The organism is Desulfomarina profundi, from assembly GCF_019703855.1.
GTDB lineage: Bacteria > Desulfobacterota > Desulfobulbia > Desulfobulbales > Desulfocapsaceae > Desulfomarina > Desulfomarina profundi.
Genome location: NZ_AP024086.1, coordinates 664,367 through 685,297 on the forward strand (window position 1 = coordinate 664,367; position 20,931 = coordinate 685,297).

Sequence of the window (20,931 nt, forward strand, 5' to 3'; positions counted from 1 at the left end):
TTACCCCAAAGTCATAATCGGCTGAGTCTTTCGGTTCAGTCCTGCTGATTATCCGGAACTATTTCTGTGAGCTCCGGCGAAGAGTTTCTGGCTGGTTATGGTTAGAAAAATAGCAAAGAGTGCAGCTGCAAGGCCGAGCAGGACATTATAGAATGGCGGGGCAGCCAGAGCCAGGCGGATTATCAGGGTCGAGAGAGCATAGCCCGAGTTTCTGAAAACCGCATAAAATGAAGGCTGGTAGCACTGTGAAAAAAGAACAACGAGAATGTCTGTTAAAATGAGAATGGTATAAAAACTGTGCAGGAAATCTGTGTGTTCAACTCCTGTAATGGCTGCCAGGGCACTCTGTATTCCCATAAACGTGAAAGTGAGCAGCAGAAGGAGGGCAATAGCTTTCTTGGCAGCGACAAAACTGTAGAGATCAACAGGTTTCATCTTATCGTCCTGGGTGTGAGTCTGGACCATGTAATAGAATCCCAGGAGCACAAAAATCAGCAATGCTCCAAAGCCGTCCGAAAGAATATTAAGGATTGCCTGTGAATTGCCTTCAAAACTGACTGGTTCGGAAAAACCGGTCAGTTCTTTAAAGGCATTTCTCATGAGAATAAGGGATAATATTTCAAACTGTTTGCCTACTGACCTGCTGAAGGAACAGGGGATGGTGAAAATAAGGCTGATGACTTCCAGAACAAGTACCACGGTGAAGGCAGCCTGCACCGCGTAGAAATGATTGCGGGGAACAAATGAGGAGAATTGTCCGGGGAGGAGGTTCTGGCGATTGAGTTCAATGATGACCAGACTGGCGAGAAAAAAGATAACCAGGGCGAAAGAGATCTTTCGATGCATCCTTTCGTGTTCCCAGACATGGTGCAGCGGGTCAAAGATATAGTTAATTTTGTCGTAGAGAAAATGCATGGCAGGGTGTGATTTATTGGAAAATTAGAACCTGAATCTTGCAATTGGCAAGTTTACCGGAGATGCGAGGCATCAAGGGCGCACGTATTAACATACTTCAAGCCCTTGATAACGAGGCAGATTCGGTAAAATTACCAATCCCGCAGGGCAAGGGAGTAAAGAAAAAACAATCTCACTCGGATAGTGATAATACAGTCCTTACTGCGATATGATAATTATTTGTTTATACAGTATAAATATTTTTTTCTTCCCGAAGTGCAGGATTTAGGTAGAAATATTTTTATAATTCACGGTTCTACCATACTTGCCGCACTAAGGCAATTGACAGGCGACGAGAAAATATAACCTGAATCCTGTAACCTGTTACAAATATGATAATTGATACAACGAAGTTGCATGCCCTGTGATATTTACGAATTCAGGTGGTATTTTTCTGATATCTCAGAGTGCTATTGTACCCCAGACATCTTTTTTTTTCGGCTCAAAATCCATGACAAATTCGGTCCAGCCAAAAGGGGCGTTGAGAATCTCTACTCCCAGGTTTTTCGAATATGTCTGTTTTTGTGTCCAGCGGGGACGGGCTTTCATTTTAAAATTTTTGCCACGACCCGAAACAACAATGGAAAGATGTTTTGCCCTGTCATCAAGTTTGAGCGGGATACTGTCCAGTTTCAGACCAAAACGGGAGACATCTGTTATTTCACCTGAAAAGAAGCCGTTCCCATCGGAGATATCCACGCTCATCTGATTGATTTTCATTCGTTGAAAACGTCTGTTTTCCATTTTTCCTCCTGTGCAGTTAAGGTTAAACGAGAAAAATGGGAGTAACAATCCACTTACTCTGTAATCATATACTCTGAGCTGTTGGAAAATGTGGGCGCTTTCTTTTACAATAGAGTCATTTCCAGAAAAAGCAAGTGAAAAAAGCACAAACAAGAGGTCAGGCATTAAGAAGTGTGCCGAAGAGCCGGACAATACAAAAAATGTCGTCTGATTTTTTCTACTCCCCGGAGTCTATGCTTACCTGAATTCGAACAAAAATATCATGTCTGGACAGCCTCCTGGTTTTTTCTGAGTTTTTCCCACCAAGCCAGTCGTTTCTCTATTTCTTTTTCAAAACCGAATTTCGAGGGTGTGTAATATGTTTTTTCCTCCATGTCTTCCGGGAAATAGTTCTGGTAGCTGTAATTGTTGTCATAATCGTGGGAATATCGGTATCCATTTCCATATCCCAGGTCTTTCATCATTTTTGTAGGGGCATTGCGGATTGACAGGGGAACTTTGAGATGCCCTGTGGTAAGGGCGTCTTTTTTTGCATTGTTATAGGCCGTTTCGGTTGAATTGCTTTTCGGTGCGGTTGCCAGGTAGATTGTCAGCTGGCTGAGGGCCGTATTGGCTTCCGGTATTCCGAGGAAATGAACAGCGTCTTTGATGGCAACAGCCTGAACAATGGCCTGGGGGTCGGCAAGACCGATGTCTTCCGTAGCTATTCTCACAAGTCTTCGAGTTATATACATGGGGTCCTCCCCACCTTCAATCATTCTTGCCAGCCAGTAGAGCGCAGCCTGGGGATCGCTGCCCCTGACTGATTTCTGAAAGGCGGAGATGAGGTTGAAATGCTCTTCTCCCCTCTTGTCATAAAAAGGGATGGGGTTGTTCAGGGCACCTTTTATACTTTCAAGGGTGATTGTATCGCCGTTTTCAGCGTGTCGGCTTATGAGTTCAAGGAGATTCAATCCTTTTCTGGCATCTCCCCCTGCCTTTCGACAGAGACAGGACAGGGCGTCGTCGTCAAAAGAGAGGTTTTTTGACAGGTTTGAAAGCGCTTTTGTGAGAATGATCCGCAGGTGCTTCTCCTCCAGGGGGTCAAGAACGAACAGGTGGCACCTGGAAAGCAGGGCCGGGATGATTTCAAAGGAGGGATTTTCCGTTGTGGCCCCAATGAGAACAATTGCACCGGATTCAACATAGGGGAGGAAGGCGTCCTGTTGTGATTTGTTAAACCTGTGGATTTCATCTATAAAGACAAGGGTTTTTCTGTTTTCATTGTTATAGAGAAATCGGGTGCGTTCCATCAGTTTTTTCACTTCCGCAATTTTACTGAGAACTCCACTGAAGGGGCAGAATGCGTGGTTGGTGTTTTCCTGAATCAACCTGGCAATGGTAGTTTTGCCACATCCGGGAGGGCCCCAGAGGACAAAGGAAGAGTATTCATCTTTTTCTATCATCAACCGCAAGGGAGAGTTTTCCGCCAGAAGCTTTTCCTGCCCTTCTATCCGGTTAATACAGGAAGGGCGGCATATTTCAGCAAGTGGTCGATCTGCCGGCAGTTTTGTTTTTTCCAGCAAAGAGCGTTGTCTGGTCATCTGTTTCTCAATTCTAAGGCTGTCGTTAGGATGGATTAAAAAACTTCGGAAACAGGTTACATGTTTTTTAAAAAAAATGAACCTTTTTGATGTTGCAGTGTACTCATGAACAGAAAGGCGAAAAACACACCGGTTCAATTCATGAAATGGTGAGTGGAAAAAAGCCTGATGAAGTGAGCAAGAGTTTACAGTAGAAAGTCATAACACAATAATGGAGTATTTCGGTAAGTAATAAATCAGTTTTGTGTTTTGTTGGGAAATTTGTAAGATTTTGCTGGTACAATTGTAATTAAGAAGAAGCAATGATACGATTTCTGTAAAAGAGCATTAACAACTGGGTCTGTATAAGGGGTTGGGATAATGTGTTCAGACAAAAAAACGAGTAAAACATGCAAAGTAAAGGAAGGTCAAAACCGTCTGAACAGCTGGGGAATCAAAGAGTTTTTTGACGTGGTTTCCTTGTTCTTGCCCAACTTATGCGTTATACTTAAAATATCTATTTTTAAAAAAGCATCACAAGCAGACCAGTCGAGTCTAACTAAACAAAATACATACACTTTGGTGAAATCATGTTGTTAATTTCCTCTCTTCGAGAAAACAGGAAAAAGTTCCCGGTTGGGCCATTGGTTGTAGTTTTTCTGGTCCATTTCTTTTCATCTTCAGCAATTGCAGGGTCAAGTATCAAGGGGGCCGTTCTGAACATCCCCACCAAAATGGATCGTGATGTCAATATTGCCATCGGTAAAAACAATAAAGCCAATATGAATTCTATTGTTTTGAAAAATATTGATGTCACCGGAGTTATCAGAAACAAGGTGAAGAGCGGGACAAGTGTGAATGTGGCCATCGGAAATAAAAATACGGCCAATCAGGACTCGGTAACAGCTGAAGGTGGCATAGTTCGCGGTGCTGTAATGAATGACACTGATACCAAGACACCAATCAACGTGGTTATCGGCAGTGAAAACAGTGCCAACCAGTCATCAGTCGCCTTGAAGGACAGCACGGTGAATGGTGCTGTATATAATAAGTCCAGGGGGAAAAACCTGGTCAACGTCGGTATCGGAAGCAAGAATAAACTGGATCAGGCTTCCGTCAGGGTTGAGGGGAGCACAGTCAACGGTGGTATTCTTAATTCATCTGACTCTAAAAATCTTGTAAACGTGGCAATTGGCAAGGGAAATGAGGCTGTACAGGCGTCAACGGCAGTAAAGGATTCCCGGATAAACGGAGCACTTATCAACTCCTCCAAGGGAGACAACCTGATCAATGTGGCCATCGGCAGCGATAACAGGGCAGACCAGGCTACCGTCAGGGTTGAAGGCAGTACGATCAACGGGGTTGTTTTAAACAATTCCGACTCCAAGAATCTTGTAAATGCTGCTATCGGCAATGAAAATACAGCGGTTCAGGCCTCCACCACTGTCAAGGATTCCACGGTGAACGGATTTACCGTTAACACTTCCCGCAGTGAAAATGCAGTTAATGTGGCTATAGGAAACAAGAACACAGCCATTCAGAATTCCATCAGTCTTGAAGGGAGTAAGGTAAATGGCGGGATTGTGAACACCACTACAAGCAAAAACCTGGTCAACGCAGCCATCGGAAATGAAAATACTGCGGAGCAGAGTTCTGTACTGATGAAGAACTCGACACTGAACGGCATCGTAGTCAACAGTACGCTTGGCCAGAACGGGATTAACGTGGCTGTCGGTAATAAAAATACGGCTCAACAGTCTATCGTTAAGATGGAAGGGAGTACCGTCAATGGTGCAGTGATCAATACCACTACTTCCAAGAATCTTGTAAATGCAGCAATTGGCAACGAAAACAGGGCAACTCAGGCCTCTACCATCATCAAGGGTTCAAAGGTAAACGGGGTTGTTGTTAATTCTGCTGTCGGTCAGACCGGTATAAACGTGGCCATAGGTAACAGGAGCACTGCAGATCAGTCGGTCGTAAGGATTGAAAACAGTAAGGTCAATGGCGCCGTGATTAATACATCCGCTGTTCAAAATTCAATTAATGCCGCCATCGGTAACGACAGCCATGCCGCCCAGGCATCGACTATTATCAAGAACACGGAACTGGACGGGGCAACAATTAATACTGTAACCGGCCAGAATGCAGTTAATGTGGCCATAGGTAATAAAACAACAGCCGATCAATCGGTGATACGTCTGGAAGACAGCAAGGTGAAAGGGGTGATTGTCAATACTTCAGCTCTCCAGAATGCGGTCAATGCAGCAATTGGCAACGAAAGTTCAGCAACCCAGGCATCGACAGTTCTTGAGGGATCAGAGCTGAGAGGTGTGGCGGTCAATACGGCGGTCGGTCAGAATGCTGTCAATGTGGCCATAGGTAACAAGACCCATGCCACCCAGTCTTCAATCAAGATGAAAAGGACCAAGGTGGATGGTGCCATCATCAATACCTCTATCATGCAGAATGCTGTGAACGCGGCTATCGGCAACAAGAGCTCGGCTACCCAGGGTTCAACAGTATTGACTGATTCCGAGATAAAGGGAGTGACAATTAATACAGCTGTTGCTCAGAACGCAGTCAATGCCGCCATTGGTAATAAGACCCACGCGACCCAGTCTTCAATTGTCCTGGACAGGACCAAGGTTAAGGGGGCGGTTATCAATACATCAGTCATGCAGAATGCTGTGAACGTGGCCATTGGCAACGAGAGTTCGGCTACCCAGGTTTCCACGGTTATGAAAGACTCAGAACTGAAAGGCGTAACCGTCAATACCGCGATCAGTCAGAATGCTGTTAATGCTGCCATCGGCAATAAAACTCATGCGACCCAGTCTTCAATCGTTCTTGACAGGACGAAAGTCAAAGGGGCAATCATAAATACATCTGTTGCTCAGAATGCCATAAACGCGGCCATTGGCAACGAGAGTTCAGCTACCCAGGCGTCAACCATAATGAAAGATTCGGAGCTCAAGGGTGCTATCGTGAACACCTCCGGTGGTCAGAACGTGATCAATGCTGCTTTTGGCAACAGAACTGAAGCCAACCAGGTTGCAGCCAAAATTACGGACAGCAAGATCGAGGGTGCGGTTGTCAATACAGGGATCAGCCAGAATGCTGTAAATGTGGCCATCGGTAATGAAAGCTCTGCATCACAGACCACAACAATCATGAAGGGCTCTGAGTTAAAGGGAGCGGTGGTAAATACATCGCTTGGTCTGAACAATGTGAATGCAGCGCTGGGAAACAGGGTGGAGGCCAACCAGGCAACCACAAAACTGACAGACACCAAGGTCAAGGGAGCGATTGTCAATACTTCAATCGGTCACAGTATGCTGAATGCCGGAATCGGGAATAACATGAAACTGAACCAGATCAGCTCTGTTCTGGAGAAAAGTACCGTTGAGGGTGCAGTTGTCAATACCGGAATCGGCATCGGGGCAATCAATGTGGGAGCAGGTAACGCCATAGAAGCCAATCAGGCAGCTCTCCAGGCCAGGGAAACCAATATTAAGGGTGCTGTAATCAATACAGTTGGTGGCGGAGCCGCCAACCTGGCCTTTGGAAACAGAATAGAAGCCAATCAGGCAGCAGTAAAGGCAGAAAAAAGCAAAATTGAAGGTACTGTTGTCAACACCGTTATCGGAGCAGGTGTGAACCTTGCTGCCGGCAACAGAATAAAAGCCAATCAGGCAGCCGTAACCATGAAGGATTCCACGCTCAGGGGAACAGCGGTCAACACTCTTGCAGGAGCCGGGGTTAATATCGCCATAGGTAACGAAGTGAATGCCAATCAGGCTGCTGTCAGCATGGAAGGGTCAACCCTGGAGGGAACAACTGTAAATACCGCTGCGGGCGCTGCAGCCAACCTGGCCTTCGGGAGCAAGATTAACGCTAACCAGGCAGCGGTGAGTATGAAGAATTCCACCCTGAAGGGAAATGCCATTAATACTGCAGGAGGTGCTGTCGTCAACCTCGCCGCAGGAAACAGAATTGAGGCTAATCAGGCGGCAGTCAGTATGAAGGGTTCCCATCTGGAAGGTACTGTAGTGAACACGGCAGCCGGTGCTGCAGCTAACCTGGCATTCGGTAATAAGATAACCGCTAACCAGGCGGCTGTGAATATGAAAAATTCGACCCTGAAGGGTGGTAATATTATCAATACCGTTGGTGGTGCTGCAGTAAACCTGGCCGCAGGGAGCAATGTAGAGGCCAATCAGGCTGCAGTCAGCATGAATAATTCTACACTCCAGGGATCTGTAGTGAACACGGCAGCCGGTGCGGCAGCCAACCTCGCCTTTGGCAGCAATGTTGAGGCGAACCAGGCGGCTGTCAGTATGAAAAACTCAACCCTGAAAGGGAATGTCACGAACACTGTAGCAGGTGGTGCTATCAACCTTGCTGCGGGAAGTGGAGCCAAGGCCAACCAAGGTGCCATCGTGATGAAAAACAGTACCGTTAAAGGTAATGTACATAACAGGGTAGCCGGAGTTGCAGCTAACCTCGCCTTTGGAAGTGGTGCGGAGGCCAATCAGGCTGCAGCCAGTCTGTCGAACACTACAATTGGGGGCAATATTACAAACAAGGTAACCGGTGCTGCTGTGAACCTGGCGGGCGGTGGAGGTGCTGTTGCCAATCAGGGTGCCATCAAGGCGAATAACAGTACAGTTAGAGGAAGTGTTACCAATAAGGTTAGTGGAGCTGGTGTGAACCTGGCTCTTGGAAGTGGAGCCCATGCGAATCAGGGAGCAACTGAACTGAAAGGTGCTACTGTTCGGGGAAGTGTTTCCAACAGTGTGGGTGGTGGAGCTTTGAATCTGGCTCTTGGCCGTGGAACAGAAGCCAACATGGGGGCGACCGTGATCAGAAATGCGAGTGTCGGCTCTGTTTCCACAAGAGTCAGAGGAGGAGCTCTTAATCTGGCATTAGGCAGCGGAGCCCAGGCCAATTCGGGTACTGTTGCTGTTAATAGCGGAAGTGTAGGCAATGCGCATGTTTATTCTGGAACAGGAATTGTGGTGAATGACGTCAAATCACCACTCAGTTTTGGCCAAAACATCAACATCGCAACGGGAGGGCAAGTTTCGAATAAAAACTCTGTAATTATCAAGTAGTAGTAACGTTGTTGTAATCAACCAAGAATAAATCAAAATGAGGGCACAAATTATGAAAAAGAAGATCTTAGTTAGCGTTATTGGAATGGCACTGGCAATGAGCGTATCAAACGGAATGGCAGGCTCAAAAATCGACGGAAAAGTGTCCAACAAGAGCAAAGTCAAAAAATCGATCAACATGGCCATTGGCAAAAACAACAAGGCCCGGATGGGATCAATCAGCATGAAGGGTACCACCATCAGTAAGACCGGTGTAGTAACAAACGATTCCAAGGTGAAGAAATCCATTAATATGGCCATAGGCAAGAACAATACTGCCAATATGGGTTCCATTAGCATGCAGAACACGAAAATCGCCGGTAAGGTGTCCAACAAGAGTTCCGTCAAGAAATCCATCAATATGGCAATAGGTAAGAACAATACTGCCAATATGGGTTCCATTAACATCAAAGGTGGATCAGTTGGAAAAACTGGTGTAGTAACCAACAATTCCAAAGTTAAGAAGTCCATCAATATGGCAATCGGTAAAGGAAACACTGCCAATATGGGTACCATTAACATGAAGAATGCCAAGGTTAATGGAAAAATGTCCAACAAGAGTACCGTGAAGAAATCCATCAACATGGCAATCGGTAAAAACAACACCGCCAATATGGGTACCATTAACATGAAAGGTGGATCCATCACCAAAACCGGTGTAGTAACCAACGATTCCAAAGTTAAAAAGTCCATCAATATGGCAATTGGTAAAGGGAACACCGCCAATATGGGTACTGTTAATCTGCAGAATTCAAAAATTGCCGGGAAGGTTTCCAACAAGAGTTCTGTTAAGAAGTCCATCAACATGGCCATTGGTAAAAACAACACCGCCAACATGGGGACTGTTAATATCAAAGGCAGCACTGTTGGAAAAACCGGTGTGATTACCAACAATTCCAAGGTTGAGAAATCCATCAACATGGCAATTGGTAAAGGTAACGAATCCAGCATGGGTTCAGTTTCTGTAGAATAAATAGTACGAAGTAGTTGTCAGGGACCCTGCTTTGCGAAAAGCCGGGCAGGATCCCTGTTACTGTTTCACCTCCAGATGAGACTGTTGTCAGATATGAGAGACGGATCATGAGATTACGATATGTAGTGATATTTATATTCTTGCTTTTGCCGCTTATGGCAGGTGGTTCTGTCCTGGCCGGTGACCTGGATGATGGTATTTCCAAGTTCACTGATGACGGGATGTCCAAATACGATGACTTGGGTAAAGCTGATAAAAACGTCAAGTTCATTGTTATAAACGCCAAAAGCAAGGCGAACATGATGAAGGGTAAAAAAGGCAAGAACGGCAAGGGTAAGAAGGGCGACGCCAATATGAACAGTGTTGTTCTTGGTGCCGGGAGCCGGGTCAAAGGTGATATTTATATCATAGACCAGAGTAGAGGCCCGAAAACGAATGTTGCCGATTAAACTCTGAATCCCGGATTTTCTGCCTCTGGCAGTTTATTGTGGAAAATAATCCTGGAAGGTTTTATTCTTACTACTTTCCAGCTATCATGGGGCAGTGGCCTGAAACAGTCACTTTTTTGGGGCCTGTTTCAACACCCTAGTTTTGCGTGGTGGTTCTTGTATTGGGCGGGCATCGTAAGATATCTGTAAATTGTCTTTACTGTAATTTCTAAATTGGATTGTTAGATATGATACTAAACAAGACTGCAACCGTCAGTTCTTCCAGGGTCAGCTGTTTATCCTCACGGAACGTACTCACTGTGCTTTTTCTCAGTCTGGCTTTTTTGCTGTTGTCTGCATGTGGGGACATGAACCCCATAACGTAGATGTGGAACTCCAGAAAAGTGCCCCGGTTGAGAAAATTACCTCATATAGCCAGGCGCTTCTCGATCTCGGTCTCATGACAGAGATCTATGATACCGGGTATATGAAAGTTCAGAGTCAGGACATTGCGGATGAAACCGGTACTTCTGTTACTACCGGAGGAGAGATTCAGAGAAATATTACGGAAATAATGAAAAGTACCCTGAATTCCATCGGGGGTAATGTTCTCTTTATCGAATATGATCCTGCATACATACAGAACCAGATGGTTTCCGGATACAGCAATTTTGAAGATAAGGTTGTTCCCGATGTGGTGATAACCGGCGGTATTACTGAATTTGATCGTGGACTTGAAACAAGAGGTGAAGGGACAAACGTCGATGCCGAATTTGACGTGAACGGTGTACCCAGCTGGTTTCCTAATAAAACAGTCGGGGGAAGTTTTGGCGATACTTCAAAATATGGGAAGGCAAGGATTACCCTGGATTTCAATCTGAAAGATTTTCAGACGCTGGCAGGTATTCCCAGGATGACTACAACCAACAGCATGGAGGTATATAAAGGACTCCGTGAGAAAGAATTGGCCATAACTCTTTTTGGTCCGAGTTTTGGATCTAAAGGAACGATTAAAAAGGTTCAGGGCAGGCATGAAGCCGTTCGGGTTCTGGTCCAGGTCAGTATGATGCAGTTGATAGGACGTTATCTTGCTGTTCCTTACTGGCGTCTAATGGGCGAGGGCTCTGAGCCGGATAAAATTGTTCTGGATTCCATTTCCGGAACGTATTATCGCATGTCAAAGGAAGACAGGATCGGAGCAGTACAGCAATGGTTGATTCTGCATGGGTATGATGTGGATATAACCAATAAAATTGATGGAAAAACCCGTGAAGCTCTTCAGAAGTTTGATCCTGCTTTCAGCGCCACAGCAGACGAGGTGAGTGAGAAACTATTTACTGATATTTATATTTCTATTCCCATTACCAGGGCAACTCTTGCCCGAAGGGATATCATCAATAAATATTATGCCAGCCTGCAGGAAACGCAGGAAGAACCGGCAGTGCAGGAAGCAGCACCAGCGGTTCAGCAGGCTCCAGCTCAGCAGGCGCCGGCTCAGCAGCAGGTGGCAGAGCAACCAGCTCAGCAGCCGCAGGAAGCTGCTCCTGTACAGGCAGCTGCACCAGTTCAGGAGGTAGCACAGGCACAGTCTGTTCAACAACCTGCACCTGAACCGGTAAAAAAAGCTGCTCCTGCCCGTAAGAAGCCGAAAAAATTCGGCAGGAAGCTGTCAGCGGATGATTGGTAATAAAACTTTCACCAAATTTGAAGATTTTTAATCTGTATTACAGGAAGGAGAAATACGGCCATGTTGTTAAAAAGAACTGCAGTCAGCTATGTTCTGGTCATGATGTTTGTTGGCACAACCATTGCGGTTGCGGGAAATAAAAAAATCATGTCAACCCGTGCTGCGAGGGTACTGGCGGAACGGGCCATTGTTGAATCCGTATATGGTTTGAAGATCAGATCGACGGAAGAGGTCGTCGATATGGTTGCCGCAAATTTTGTTGGTAAAACTGAGTCAAAAACGTCTGCAGAAATTCAGGGGATCAAGATTGATGAGGTTGTCTACGATGCTGAAAAAGACATCGCCCAGGCAACAGCCTCTATCAGTATTGACACGATAACCAATATTGATGGCCAGGAATTGGATTTAAAAGGGAAGACCTTTAAAAGAGTTGCTTTTGCAACTTCAACTCCTGCCAATGCCGGACCTCTCAGGGCATTACGGGCGGCAGAGTTGGACGGGTACAAAAACCTGGTCAAGACCATTGTTGGTTTTACCCTGGAGAGTAAAACCACTGTTGAAAACTATATCCTGACTTCTGACATTGTCAAAGTGAAGGTTATGGCTACAACTTACCTGGCTGATCTTGTTGATTATGGCTGGGACGAAGAAGGTAATGCCTTTGTGAAATTCAAGGTGACCAAAAAAGATATTGAAGATATTCTCGGTGCTTCAATTCCTGGTGTCGATGACGTGATAGAAGTAGAAGGTCACGGTGCCCAGGTTGATGATTACTCTGCTGCTAAGGCTCAATCTTAAAATGAGAGCCATTACAACCTGGCTGTCTGTTTGATTCTCATGGTCAGGTGAAGTGAAACGGCGCTTCGCCTGACGTGAGAATGCATTAAAACTTTCCGGTCTGTATCCGGAAATCCGAAAATGGCTGAGCCATTACACATCCCGGCTTTCTACCTGGTCAGGCCAGCCGATTCTGTAGAGGCTGTTCTTTATTCATTCATAAAGAATTAAGTTTTCAATTATTATCATTTAAGAGCGGTATTGTCTGTACTTCCTGAATGAAGGTTTGGAGGCCGGACAGTATTGAAATTGATCATGGATAAGAAAATAAATATTTGGCGGGAAAGGATTGTTTCTTTCACAATAGGTGCGCTGTGTCTGTTTGTTGTCTCTTTACTGATGGGGGCGGCTTCTGATTATCAGAATTCAACACTGAACTACGGGAGATACCAGATTTCCTCCTGGGCTACTCAGCTTAATCGTGGAAGTGGTGCTGTTGGGGCGTTTGTTCTGGATACTGTATCCGGAGAAACGAGGACAGTGTATATGCGTACTTATGGAGATCCTGGTGATACAAGGGTAGTGAAAAATAACCTGAAAAAATCATTCAGCGCCATGAGGTGATGAAAAAATGACATTTTTCAAAAGGGTTTTTCGATTGCGGTATGGTTTGGTACTGCTTTGTCTGTTCTTTTTATTTGGATTTCAAAATATTAATATCGGTGTGAATAACCAGGTGAATACAGGTGGTATTGTCGGAGGTGACTGCATCCAGGGAAATGGCAGGATGACAGAAGAGGTGCGCCATACGGAACCTTTCAGTGAAATACATGTTGAAGGTGTTCTCGATGTACACCTTTCCTGCGGTGACAGGCAGCATGTTGAAATAACGGCCGATTCGAATCTTCATTCAAAAATAATTACCACAGTGAAAAACGGTAGATTGACGGTTTACGCGAAGGGTTCCGTCTGTACACAGAATCCGATGGCCGTTAAAATCACAACCAGGAAAGCATTGCGGAAAATAGCAGCTGATGGCAGCAGTGATCTGGTTGGTCTGTTGAATAGCTGTTCTTCAAAAGAATTGTCAGTTGACCTGCAGGGTGCCTGTACCTTGAAGCTTGTCGGTTCCACCCAAAATCTTGAGCTGCGGCTGCAGGGATCATCTGAGTTTGATGGGGAGGCATTTCATGCGCAGAATGTAAAAGTCATCACTGAAGATGCTACTGAGGCAAAGATTTATGTTACCGATACACTCTCCGGCAGTGCCGGTGGTACCAGCGAGGTTCAGTATGGCGGGAATCCACCACATGTGCAGGTTGATACATCAGATATTGGTGAAGTAAGTCCATTATGACAGGTTCCAGGTTTCTAAAATTGTTTTTTTTCTCTGTTCTTGTTCTGTGTTTTTTCCTTCCGACCGAGGGAAATACCACTTCCCCGGCAGAAATTGTTGTTAAAATTCAAACGGTAAGAAATTCTCCAAATTTCCAGCAACCGTGGCAGCATGTCGGCCAGCTCACGACCCATGGAACCGGCTTCATAATTGATGGCAATATGATATTGACCAATGCGCATGTGGTCAGCGACAGCGTCTTTATCCATGTTCGACGGGCTGGGAGAACTGAGAAATATTCAGCTGAAGTTAAATATTTTGATCATGAGAGTGATCTTGCTCTCCTCGAAGTTGCTGAAAAAAAATTTTTTAAAGGAGTATCAACTCTAAAAATCGGTGATTTGCCGGATGTACGGGATAAAGTCGCTGTATATGGCTTTCCGGACGGAGGAGACAAACTATCCATCACTGAGGGTGTTGTATCGAGAATAGAGCACATAAATTACGCTTACAGTGGATCATTTCTTCTATCCTGCCAGATCGATGCGTCAATCAATGCCGGTAATTCCGGCGGCCCCGTAATTTTCAACGGGAAAATTGCCGGTGTTGCATTTCAAGGAATGCACAGCGGCTACGACAATATCGGATATATGATTCCGGCTCCTGTCATTCAGCAGTTTTTGAAGGATACAGAGGATGGCTCCATTGAGGGAATTCCTGATCTTGGAATATCCATGCAGAAGCTGGAAAGTCCGTATTTAAGAAATTATTACAAACTTGAAGATGGCGAAAATGGAGCTCTGATCAACAATATTTCCCCAGGCTCACCTTCCCGGATGCTGTTAAAAAAAGAAGATGTAATCCTGTCCGTTGAAAATGAAGATGTTGCCTATGACGGGACGATAGAATTCCGAAAAGGGCAGAGAACTTTTTTTGGTTATATTATCCAGGGAAAACAGATCGGTGAAACGATAACTCTTGGTCTGAAAAGAGATGGGAAAAAGATCAGTATAGAGGTGCCGTTGCAGCGCTCAGTCGGTTTTGATCGATTGGTTCCCTATAAACATGAAGTACTGCCCCGTTACTACATTTTCGGTGGAGTTGTCTTTCAACCCCTTACGCTGAATTATCTCATGGAGTACGGGAGCGTAGCGGACTGGTATCAATCTGCTCCGGTTGAACTCATGGATTATTATCTGAACGGGGATCTAGAGTTTCAGACACAGGAGATTGTAATTCTTTCACAGGTTTTAGCTGACAAGGTTAATATCGGCTACCATGAACTGGCTGACAATGTCATTAAAACGGTGAATGGGGTGGCAGTCAGGAATTTTGCTCACCTTGTTACTTTGCTAGAAAACAGCCGGGAGAAATATCTGATTATTATGGATACCCAGGGAACAAAAATTGTTTTTGACAAAGAGAAAATGCTGAAAGGTACGAACAATATAATTAGAAAATATATGATCAAATCTGCAAAACACTTCTGGTCACCTTGAAAATTGCCTTTTTGCCCGATCCCTGCGTCACAGGAAAATGAACAATGCTTACATATATGACCTATGTTCACTGCCGAAATAGTGCAGAAAATGGGGTCACCTGGACTGACCTTGGTGAACACTACCGTAAATTTTGTTCAATCACTGAGATTTGGCGATTGTTTGTATTCTACAGTCATTCTCAAAATTGACACAATGTTCATGAGTTACGGGTTAAGTCTGGGTGAAATCGACACTTATTGATGCAATCTTGTCAATATTACTTATTTTTGCTGTTGATTCAAAAGTAACGGATACTCCGTGATCAAACGGCTCACCTTCATTGACTTCTTCTTCATAAGAATAAATTTCCTGACCTTCTGCTGACAGATAATAGATCGTTGCATATCCTTTAATTTTTGAACGAGAAACATTTCTGATCAGTGCAGTTACTGTTATTGTACCTGTATCTTTATGGAATTCCGCATTGAGTTCGTCGACTACTATGAACCTTGCCTGGACATCAACGGAAGGAAGATGTCCGGATTGTCCCGCCTGCCCAGTCACTCCTGAGAGGAAGAAAATGGCGGAGAAAAAAAGAGTACACAAAACTGATCTGCTCATAATTATTGAACTCCATAGGATCAAAAATTTGGATAAAGTGGAACAATTCATTATGAATTCGAATGAAAAAAACTTCCGCACACAAATATCAGTGCGCAATGAATCAATGTATTGAGAAATGTACCACATAAAACCTGACAAATTCATGCTGACAATGGTTTGAAATTGCCTGTTTGAATCGTACAGGGTGTATGTAAATACCATCCCAAGGGCTTGATTATCGCAACTGATTGCTATACAACTTTCATTCATGCTTATTGATATTATCATTCGAAAAAAAGAAACTGTCAAGTATTCAGGGCGTTAAACATGCAACTTGCAAATTATTATCAATGGATTGTTGTGTTAAAAAAAGTGAGTTCTGTTTTTCTGCTTTTTTTTCTCTTTTTCCCACCATTGTATGCAAGGGGATCAGAACTGACAGCTATTATAAAAACGGCCCTTGAGCGGAGTGATTTTTCCTATGATCTTCAGGACAGTCTGCAGCTCAGCAAAATGGATATTGCCAGTGCCGAACACAGGTTTGAGACGAAGATTGTTCCATTGACGACCCTCGGATTTACAAGGGGGACAGGTTCCCAGCGCCTTGGCCTGGAATTTCGCAGGGAAACTGAGACGGGAGCCGCTATTTCGTATGGTGCTGTTGGTAACCGGCTGGATGCGAACAGTGACTACGTGATCACTCACTCTCGTACAGCCCGGGCATATATACGGGTTTCCCAGGGATTGTTCAGGCGTTGGGGCAGGGAATATAACCTGACAGAATTGACCAGGGCCCAATTGAAGGCAAAAAGAGAGGAAATACTGGCAGAGAGAGCCCGGCAGACTTTTATTTTTTCAACTGTACAGAAATACTATAATCTTCTTCTGGCAGAGAGACTGCTGATGAAATCGAGGGAAGCGAGGGAACGCAGTCTCGCGCATCTTGAATCTGCCAGATCCAAACAGAATGTTGGCCTGGTTTCCAAGGTGGATGTTTATCGGGCGGAACTTGCAGCCCTTGATGCGGAAAAAATTGTACAGAATCAGATTCTGCAGAAAGACAGAGCTCTTGATGCCTTGAGGGAACTTTTGCAGCTTGAGGAAAATGAAACCATACAGGTTGAACCGGTTATCAGGAAAATGAAACCGGTCGTTCCCCCTGACTGGAAAAAGAGGCTTTTTTCGGCACGTCTTGACTGGCAGGCACACCGGGTAGATATAGAAATTAGCAGGATTGAACTCAAAAAGGCGAAAAAAGATATGTCTCCTGATGTGGGTCTCAGTCTGACAGTGGAACGAAAAGGGGAGGGAGATACTACAGGACAAGCTCTGGAACTTGATCAGACAAACTGGTCTGTTCAGGTGGAAATGCTTTCCACCCTGGACCGTTTTAATGAAGAAAGTGCACTTGTACGTAAGAAAATGGAGATGGCAAAACTTCGTCGGATGGGAGATACCATGCGAAGAAAAATAATTCGGGAAGCGGAAGATGCATTCTCCGATCTGGAAAATGAGGAAAATAATTATCAGATCAGCCTGAAAAGATATCATCAGGCCGGTCTGGCCCTGGATCTTGCAAAAACCAGGTATGAAAGGGGGCTTTCCAACAACATGGATGTACTGGATGCTGAAAGTTCTTTCTCGGCGGCGGAGCTTGGAACGGTGAGTTCATTGACCGCTTATAATATTGCTGCCGTGAAACTGGCTAACAGCCTGGGATTACTTAACCTGTCATGGATTGAGCTGGCAGAAAAACCCAACCCTGATGACAGTCGATTCAAAATGGAAGAGAACGGGGATTGATGAAAATGAACCTTTCCGGTTTTATGACGAGAAACAGATTACTTCTATTTGGAGGAGTGTTCTTTGTCTTCTTGATATGGTTTGGTGCAGGATTTTTTTTCAGTTCCGAGTCGGGCATGGAAAAAGGGGGAGAAAGGTTTGTCCCTGTGGAGACAAAGAGTTTTCGCCTGAGTATCCTGGAACGGGGAGTAGTTATTCCGGCAAAGGTTTCCCCGGTCAGTTCCAAAATATCAAGTAATCAGGCAAAAATCGTCTGGTTGATCAAAGAAGGTACAAGGGTGAAGAAGGGAACCCTGATTGCCAGGTTTGACACCAAGCCCTTTCTGGACAAGCTGCTCAAGGCGGAACAGCTCTCTGCTGATGCGGAAGCAACTCTTCATGCAACTGAAAAATTGCTGTCTCTGCAGAAAGAAGAGGAAAACGGAAAGATCGAAGAGGCTGTCCGGAAACTTGAGATAGCCAAAATCCAGGCAAACAATATAGAAAACGGAACAGGCCCGTTGAAGAGGAAAATATTTGAACAAAAGTTCCATCAATCTGAGAGGGTTCTGGCGCTGGACAGGAATGAACTTGCTGATCTCGATGTGTTGTTGAAGAAAGGGCATATCAGTGTCCGGGAAAGAGACAGAAGTGCGGAAAAAGTCAAAACGGCTGAGGAGCAGGTTCAAGTTGCCCGGGCAGAGCTGAAAAACTTTAACAGGTACACCTGGCCCAAGCTGCTGCGGGAGGCGGAATTGCTGGTCACGGGTGCTGAAAGTAATCTGCAGCGGGTCAGAAGGACTGCTGATTTACAGATACAGAACTGGAATGCCAAGGTGGAAAAGGCAAGGCGCGCACTGGTAAATCGGAGAAAAATTCTCAAAAAAGCTCAAATGGATGTGGTGAACTGTGATATCTATTCTCCCACCGGAGGACTGCTTCTTTACGCTGAGCTCCCCAGGGAAAACGGGAGAAGGAAGATACAGATCGGAGATTCAGTGTGGGAAGGGCAAACATTTCTAAAAGTGCCTGATACACGGGATCTTGTGGCTGAAATCCGGGTTCGGGAAATTGATGTGGCAAAAATCGGAAACGGTATGGAGGCGGAAATTGAACTTGACGCTTTTCCGGGAAAGCTCTTTCCCGGCCGTGTTGAATCCATCGCATCCCTGGCAAGGGAAGACAGGAAGCACAGGGGAGTGCGTCGTTTTTACACCAGGATACGCTTTACTGGTGATACCGACAAGGTGCATGTGGGTATGTCTGTTACCACAAGAATCATTTATCGTCTGGTGGAGGCCGTTCCCGCGATCCCGCAGGATGCTGTCGTGTATCATGGCGGCAGCACTTACGTGAAGAGACTGGGAAACGAAGGGGTGGAACTGGTACCGGTCTCACTCGGCGCCCGGGGAGAAGAGTGGGTTGAAGTGATGAGTGGTTTACAGGCGGGAGACAAGATTTTCCGACGGGAGGAGTAGATGTCTGTCCTTCTGGAAGCCGTAAATATTTCGAGATCTTTCATTTCAGGGGACAGTCCATGCCTTGCGCTTGCACCCCTTTCTCTGGTTGTGGAAAAAGGGGAGTTTCTCGTCGTTACCGGACGCTCAGGTGCTGGAAAATCAACGCTTCTTCACCTTCTCAGTGGGCTGGATCTTCCGTCACAAGGAGAAATCTTTTTTAAAAACAGATCACTTTCCAGGATGAATGAAATGGAAATAGCCCGGTTGCGTAACAGTTCTTTCGGATTTATTTTCCAGACACCTCATCTGTTATCCGACAGGACAATCCTTGAAAATGTGGCTATGCCGTTTTCCTACGGCGAACCGGTGGCACATGGAACTGTGGATAAACGTTGTCGGGAACTTCTTGCTTACGCAGGTCTGGAAGAATTGATCCACCGTTTTCCCGGTACACTTTCAGGCGGAGAAATGCAACGCGTTGTTTTTGCCAGGGCACTGGTAAGAGAGCCGGAAATAATCTTTGCCGATGAACCAACCGGCAGTCTGGATGGAGGAAATTCCAGGAAGATAATGGAACTCCTGGCGAGACAGGTGAATAAAGGATGCACAGTTGTCATGGTGAGTCATGATCCGGAGGCTGGTTCTTTTGGAACCCGAACACTTCATCTTGAAAAAGTTGAATCAGCGGAAGGGGTACACTCTTGATGATTATCCATTGTCAGATTCATGATATGAGAGATGCCTGGCTGTCCCTGCGCCGCCGGCCACTTCGATCTCTATTGAGTAGTATTGGTATCGGAATTGGAGTGTCGGCCCTGATTGCCATGTTGTCAATCGGAGAGGGAGCCAGAAGAGCAGCACTGGACAAGATTGCCTCCCTTGGGGTGAATACCCTTCGGATAGAAAATACCGGCCTGGGGCATCTTGCCGAAGGGGAAGGTTTTGCCAATATGACCAGGGGACTGGTAAGAGAAGATGCACGGTCACTGAAGTCCTGGCTTGGCAACAGGGGATATGTCGGAGCTTACGCAAGAGTCGATGATGTTACTGTTTTCTGGAACAATTCAACTGTCCAGGCAACGCTTCTCGGAGTCTCTGGTGAATGGTTTGACACGGAATCAATTGTTCCCGAAAGAGGGAGGTTGCTTGGCGAAGATGACATTGTCCGTCAAGAAAAAATCTGTGTGACGGGGAGTAGTGTCGCCAAAACCCTCGGGAGTGGGAACGGAGCGATTCTCAGAATTGACGGTCAACCTGTGGTGAGTGTGGGCCTCCTTCCACACAAAGGGAAACTGCTCACTGAAGGAACCGGCCTTTCCTCACTTGATTTCGACAATACTGTGATTGTTCCCATATCGTTACTGCCTTCTCTGGGATATAATAAGGAAATTGATCATCTGGACGGTATTGTGATGACCTTGCGGGACGGAAGAAGGGGAATGATTACTGATCTGGCGTCTCAGGTGAAGGAGTTGCTGACTGTGAATCATCATCGAATTGAAGATTTTACCCTGGTGGTTCCCGTGAATCTCCTTGAAGAAGAAAAAGAAAATCAAAGACTTTTTTCATTTATCATGGGGGCGATAGCCGGGCTGTCTCTTCTTGTTGGCGGAATAGGTGTAATGAATGTGATGCTTGCCAATATCGCCGAACAGACTCGGGAGATCGGTTTGAGAATGGCAATGGGAGCCTCGCGAATCCGAATTGTTTCCCTGTACCTTTGGAATGCGGTTCTATTGACCCTGTCAGGTGGAATATGGGGTATTGGCAGTGGCATTTTCCTGGCACTGGCTATTCAGAAATATGGGGGCTGGGATGTGGTAATTTCCTCCTTCAGCCTGATGATTGCCCCTTTCTCTGCTATAGTTGCGGGGGTAATTTTTGGCGTTCATCCCGCAGTCAGGGCGGCTTCTCTCAGCCCGGCCCTGGCTTTGCGTGATTCCTGAGATGTTGTAACCTGTCCGAATTATAACGGGTTATATTTGATG

The 20,931-nt window shown here is 45.5% G+C and carries 16 protein-coding genes; 12 read left to right on the top strand and 4 right to left on the bottom strand.

What is annotated here, in order from left to right; all coding sequences use genetic code 11:
- Positions 1-48 precede the first annotated feature (48 nt).
- The 3 genes from LO777_RS03050 to LO777_RS03060 form a co-directional block, all read right to left on the bottom strand.
- Positions 49-915, bottom strand: a complete 867-nt coding sequence (locus tag LO777_RS03050) for a hypothetical protein (protein WP_228856093.1) — start codon at positions 913-915, stop codon at positions 49-51.
- Between the two features lie 441 nt (positions 916-1,356).
- Positions 1,357-1,698, bottom strand: coding sequence for a PilZ domain-containing protein (locus LO777_RS03055; RefSeq protein ID WP_228856094.1), 342 nt, complete (start codon positions 1,696-1,698; stop codon positions 1,357-1,359).
- A 260-nt stretch (positions 1,699-1,958) separates the two neighbouring features.
- Entirely contained in the window at positions 1,959-3,281 is a 1,323-nt protein-coding gene (locus LO777_RS03060; protein WP_228856095.1) for a replication-associated recombination protein A, read from the bottom strand.
- A 569-nt stretch (positions 3,282-3,850) separates the two neighbouring features.
- On the opposite strand from LO777_RS03060, the gene LO777_RS03065 reads away from it, so the two are divergent.
- The 8 genes from LO777_RS03065 (at position 3,851) to LO777_RS03100 (ending at position 15,116) form a co-directional block, all read left to right on the top strand.
- Positions 3,851-8,377, top strand: coding sequence for a beta strand repeat-containing protein (locus tag LO777_RS03065; RefSeq protein ID WP_228856096.1), 4,527 nt, complete (start codon positions 3,851-3,853; stop codon positions 8,375-8,377).
- A gap of 52 nt (positions 8,378-8,429) precedes the next feature.
- Positions 8,430-9,389, top strand: coding sequence for a hypothetical protein (locus LO777_RS03070; protein WP_228856097.1), 960 nt, complete (start codon positions 8,430-8,432; stop codon positions 9,387-9,389).
- 107 nt (positions 9,390-9,496) lie between these two features.
- Positions 9,497-9,838, top strand: a complete 342-nt coding sequence (locus LO777_RS03075) for a hypothetical protein (RefSeq protein ID WP_228856098.1) — start codon at positions 9,497-9,499, stop codon at positions 9,836-9,838.
- Between the two features lie 337 nt (positions 9,839-10,175).
- The gene (locus LO777_RS03080) at positions 10,176-11,504 is read left to right on the top strand and encodes a hypothetical protein (RefSeq protein ID WP_228856099.1); all 1,329 of its coding nucleotides are present in this window, start codon (positions 10,176-10,178) and stop codon (positions 11,502-11,504) included.
- 60 nt (positions 11,505-11,564) lie between these two features.
- Positions 11,565-12,302 (top strand): hypothetical protein, encoded by a 738-nt coding sequence (locus LO777_RS03085; protein WP_228856100.1) that lies wholly within the window; start codon positions 11,565-11,567, stop codon positions 12,300-12,302.
- A gap of 294 nt (positions 12,303-12,596) precedes the next feature.
- Complete coding sequence (locus LO777_RS03090) at positions 12,597-12,905, top strand: hypothetical protein (protein WP_228856101.1); 309 nt, start codon at positions 12,597-12,599, stop codon at positions 12,903-12,905.
- Between the two features lie 7 nt (positions 12,906-12,912).
- Positions 12,913-13,638, top strand: coding sequence for a GIN domain-containing protein (locus LO777_RS03095; RefSeq protein ID WP_228856102.1), 726 nt, complete (start codon positions 12,913-12,915; stop codon positions 13,636-13,638).
- A complete protein-coding gene (locus LO777_RS03100; RefSeq protein WP_228856103.1) occupies positions 13,635-15,116 on the top strand; it encodes a S1C family serine protease in 1,482 nt (493 codons plus the stop codon). Before LO777_RS03095 ends, LO777_RS03100 begins: the two co-directional genes overlap by 4 nt.
- A gap of 213 nt (positions 15,117-15,329) precedes the next feature.
- Here LO777_RS03100 and LO777_RS03105 read toward each other — a convergent pair whose 3' ends face one another.
- Positions 15,330-15,719, bottom strand: coding sequence for a hypothetical protein (locus LO777_RS03105; protein ID WP_228856104.1), 390 nt, complete (start codon positions 15,717-15,719; stop codon positions 15,330-15,332).
- Positions 15,720-16,028: 309 nt separating this feature from the next.
- Here LO777_RS03105 and LO777_RS03110 point away from each other — a divergent pair, with 309 nt between their 5' ends.
- From LO777_RS03110 to LO777_RS03125, 4 genes are read left to right on the top strand one after another with little or no spacing between them, the layout of a single operon-like run.
- A complete protein-coding gene (locus LO777_RS03110; RefSeq protein ID WP_228856105.1) occupies positions 16,029-17,504 on the top strand; it encodes a TolC family protein in 1,476 nt (491 codons plus the stop codon).
- On the top strand, positions 17,504-18,961 hold the full coding sequence (locus LO777_RS03115) for an efflux RND transporter periplasmic adaptor subunit (protein ID WP_228856106.1): 1,458 nt from the start codon (positions 17,504-17,506) through the stop codon (positions 18,959-18,961). The genes LO777_RS03110 and LO777_RS03115 overlap by 1 nt, the downstream gene beginning before the upstream one ends.
- Complete coding sequence (locus LO777_RS03120) at positions 18,962-19,648, top strand: ABC transporter ATP-binding protein (protein ID WP_228856107.1); 687 nt, start codon at positions 18,962-18,964, stop codon at positions 19,646-19,648.
- Entirely contained in the window at positions 19,648-20,889 is a 1,242-nt protein-coding gene (locus tag LO777_RS03125) for an ABC transporter permease (RefSeq protein ID WP_228856108.1), read from the top strand. Before LO777_RS03120 ends, LO777_RS03125 begins: the two co-directional genes overlap by 1 nt.
- The last annotated feature ends 42 nt before the right edge of the window (positions 20,890-20,931 follow it).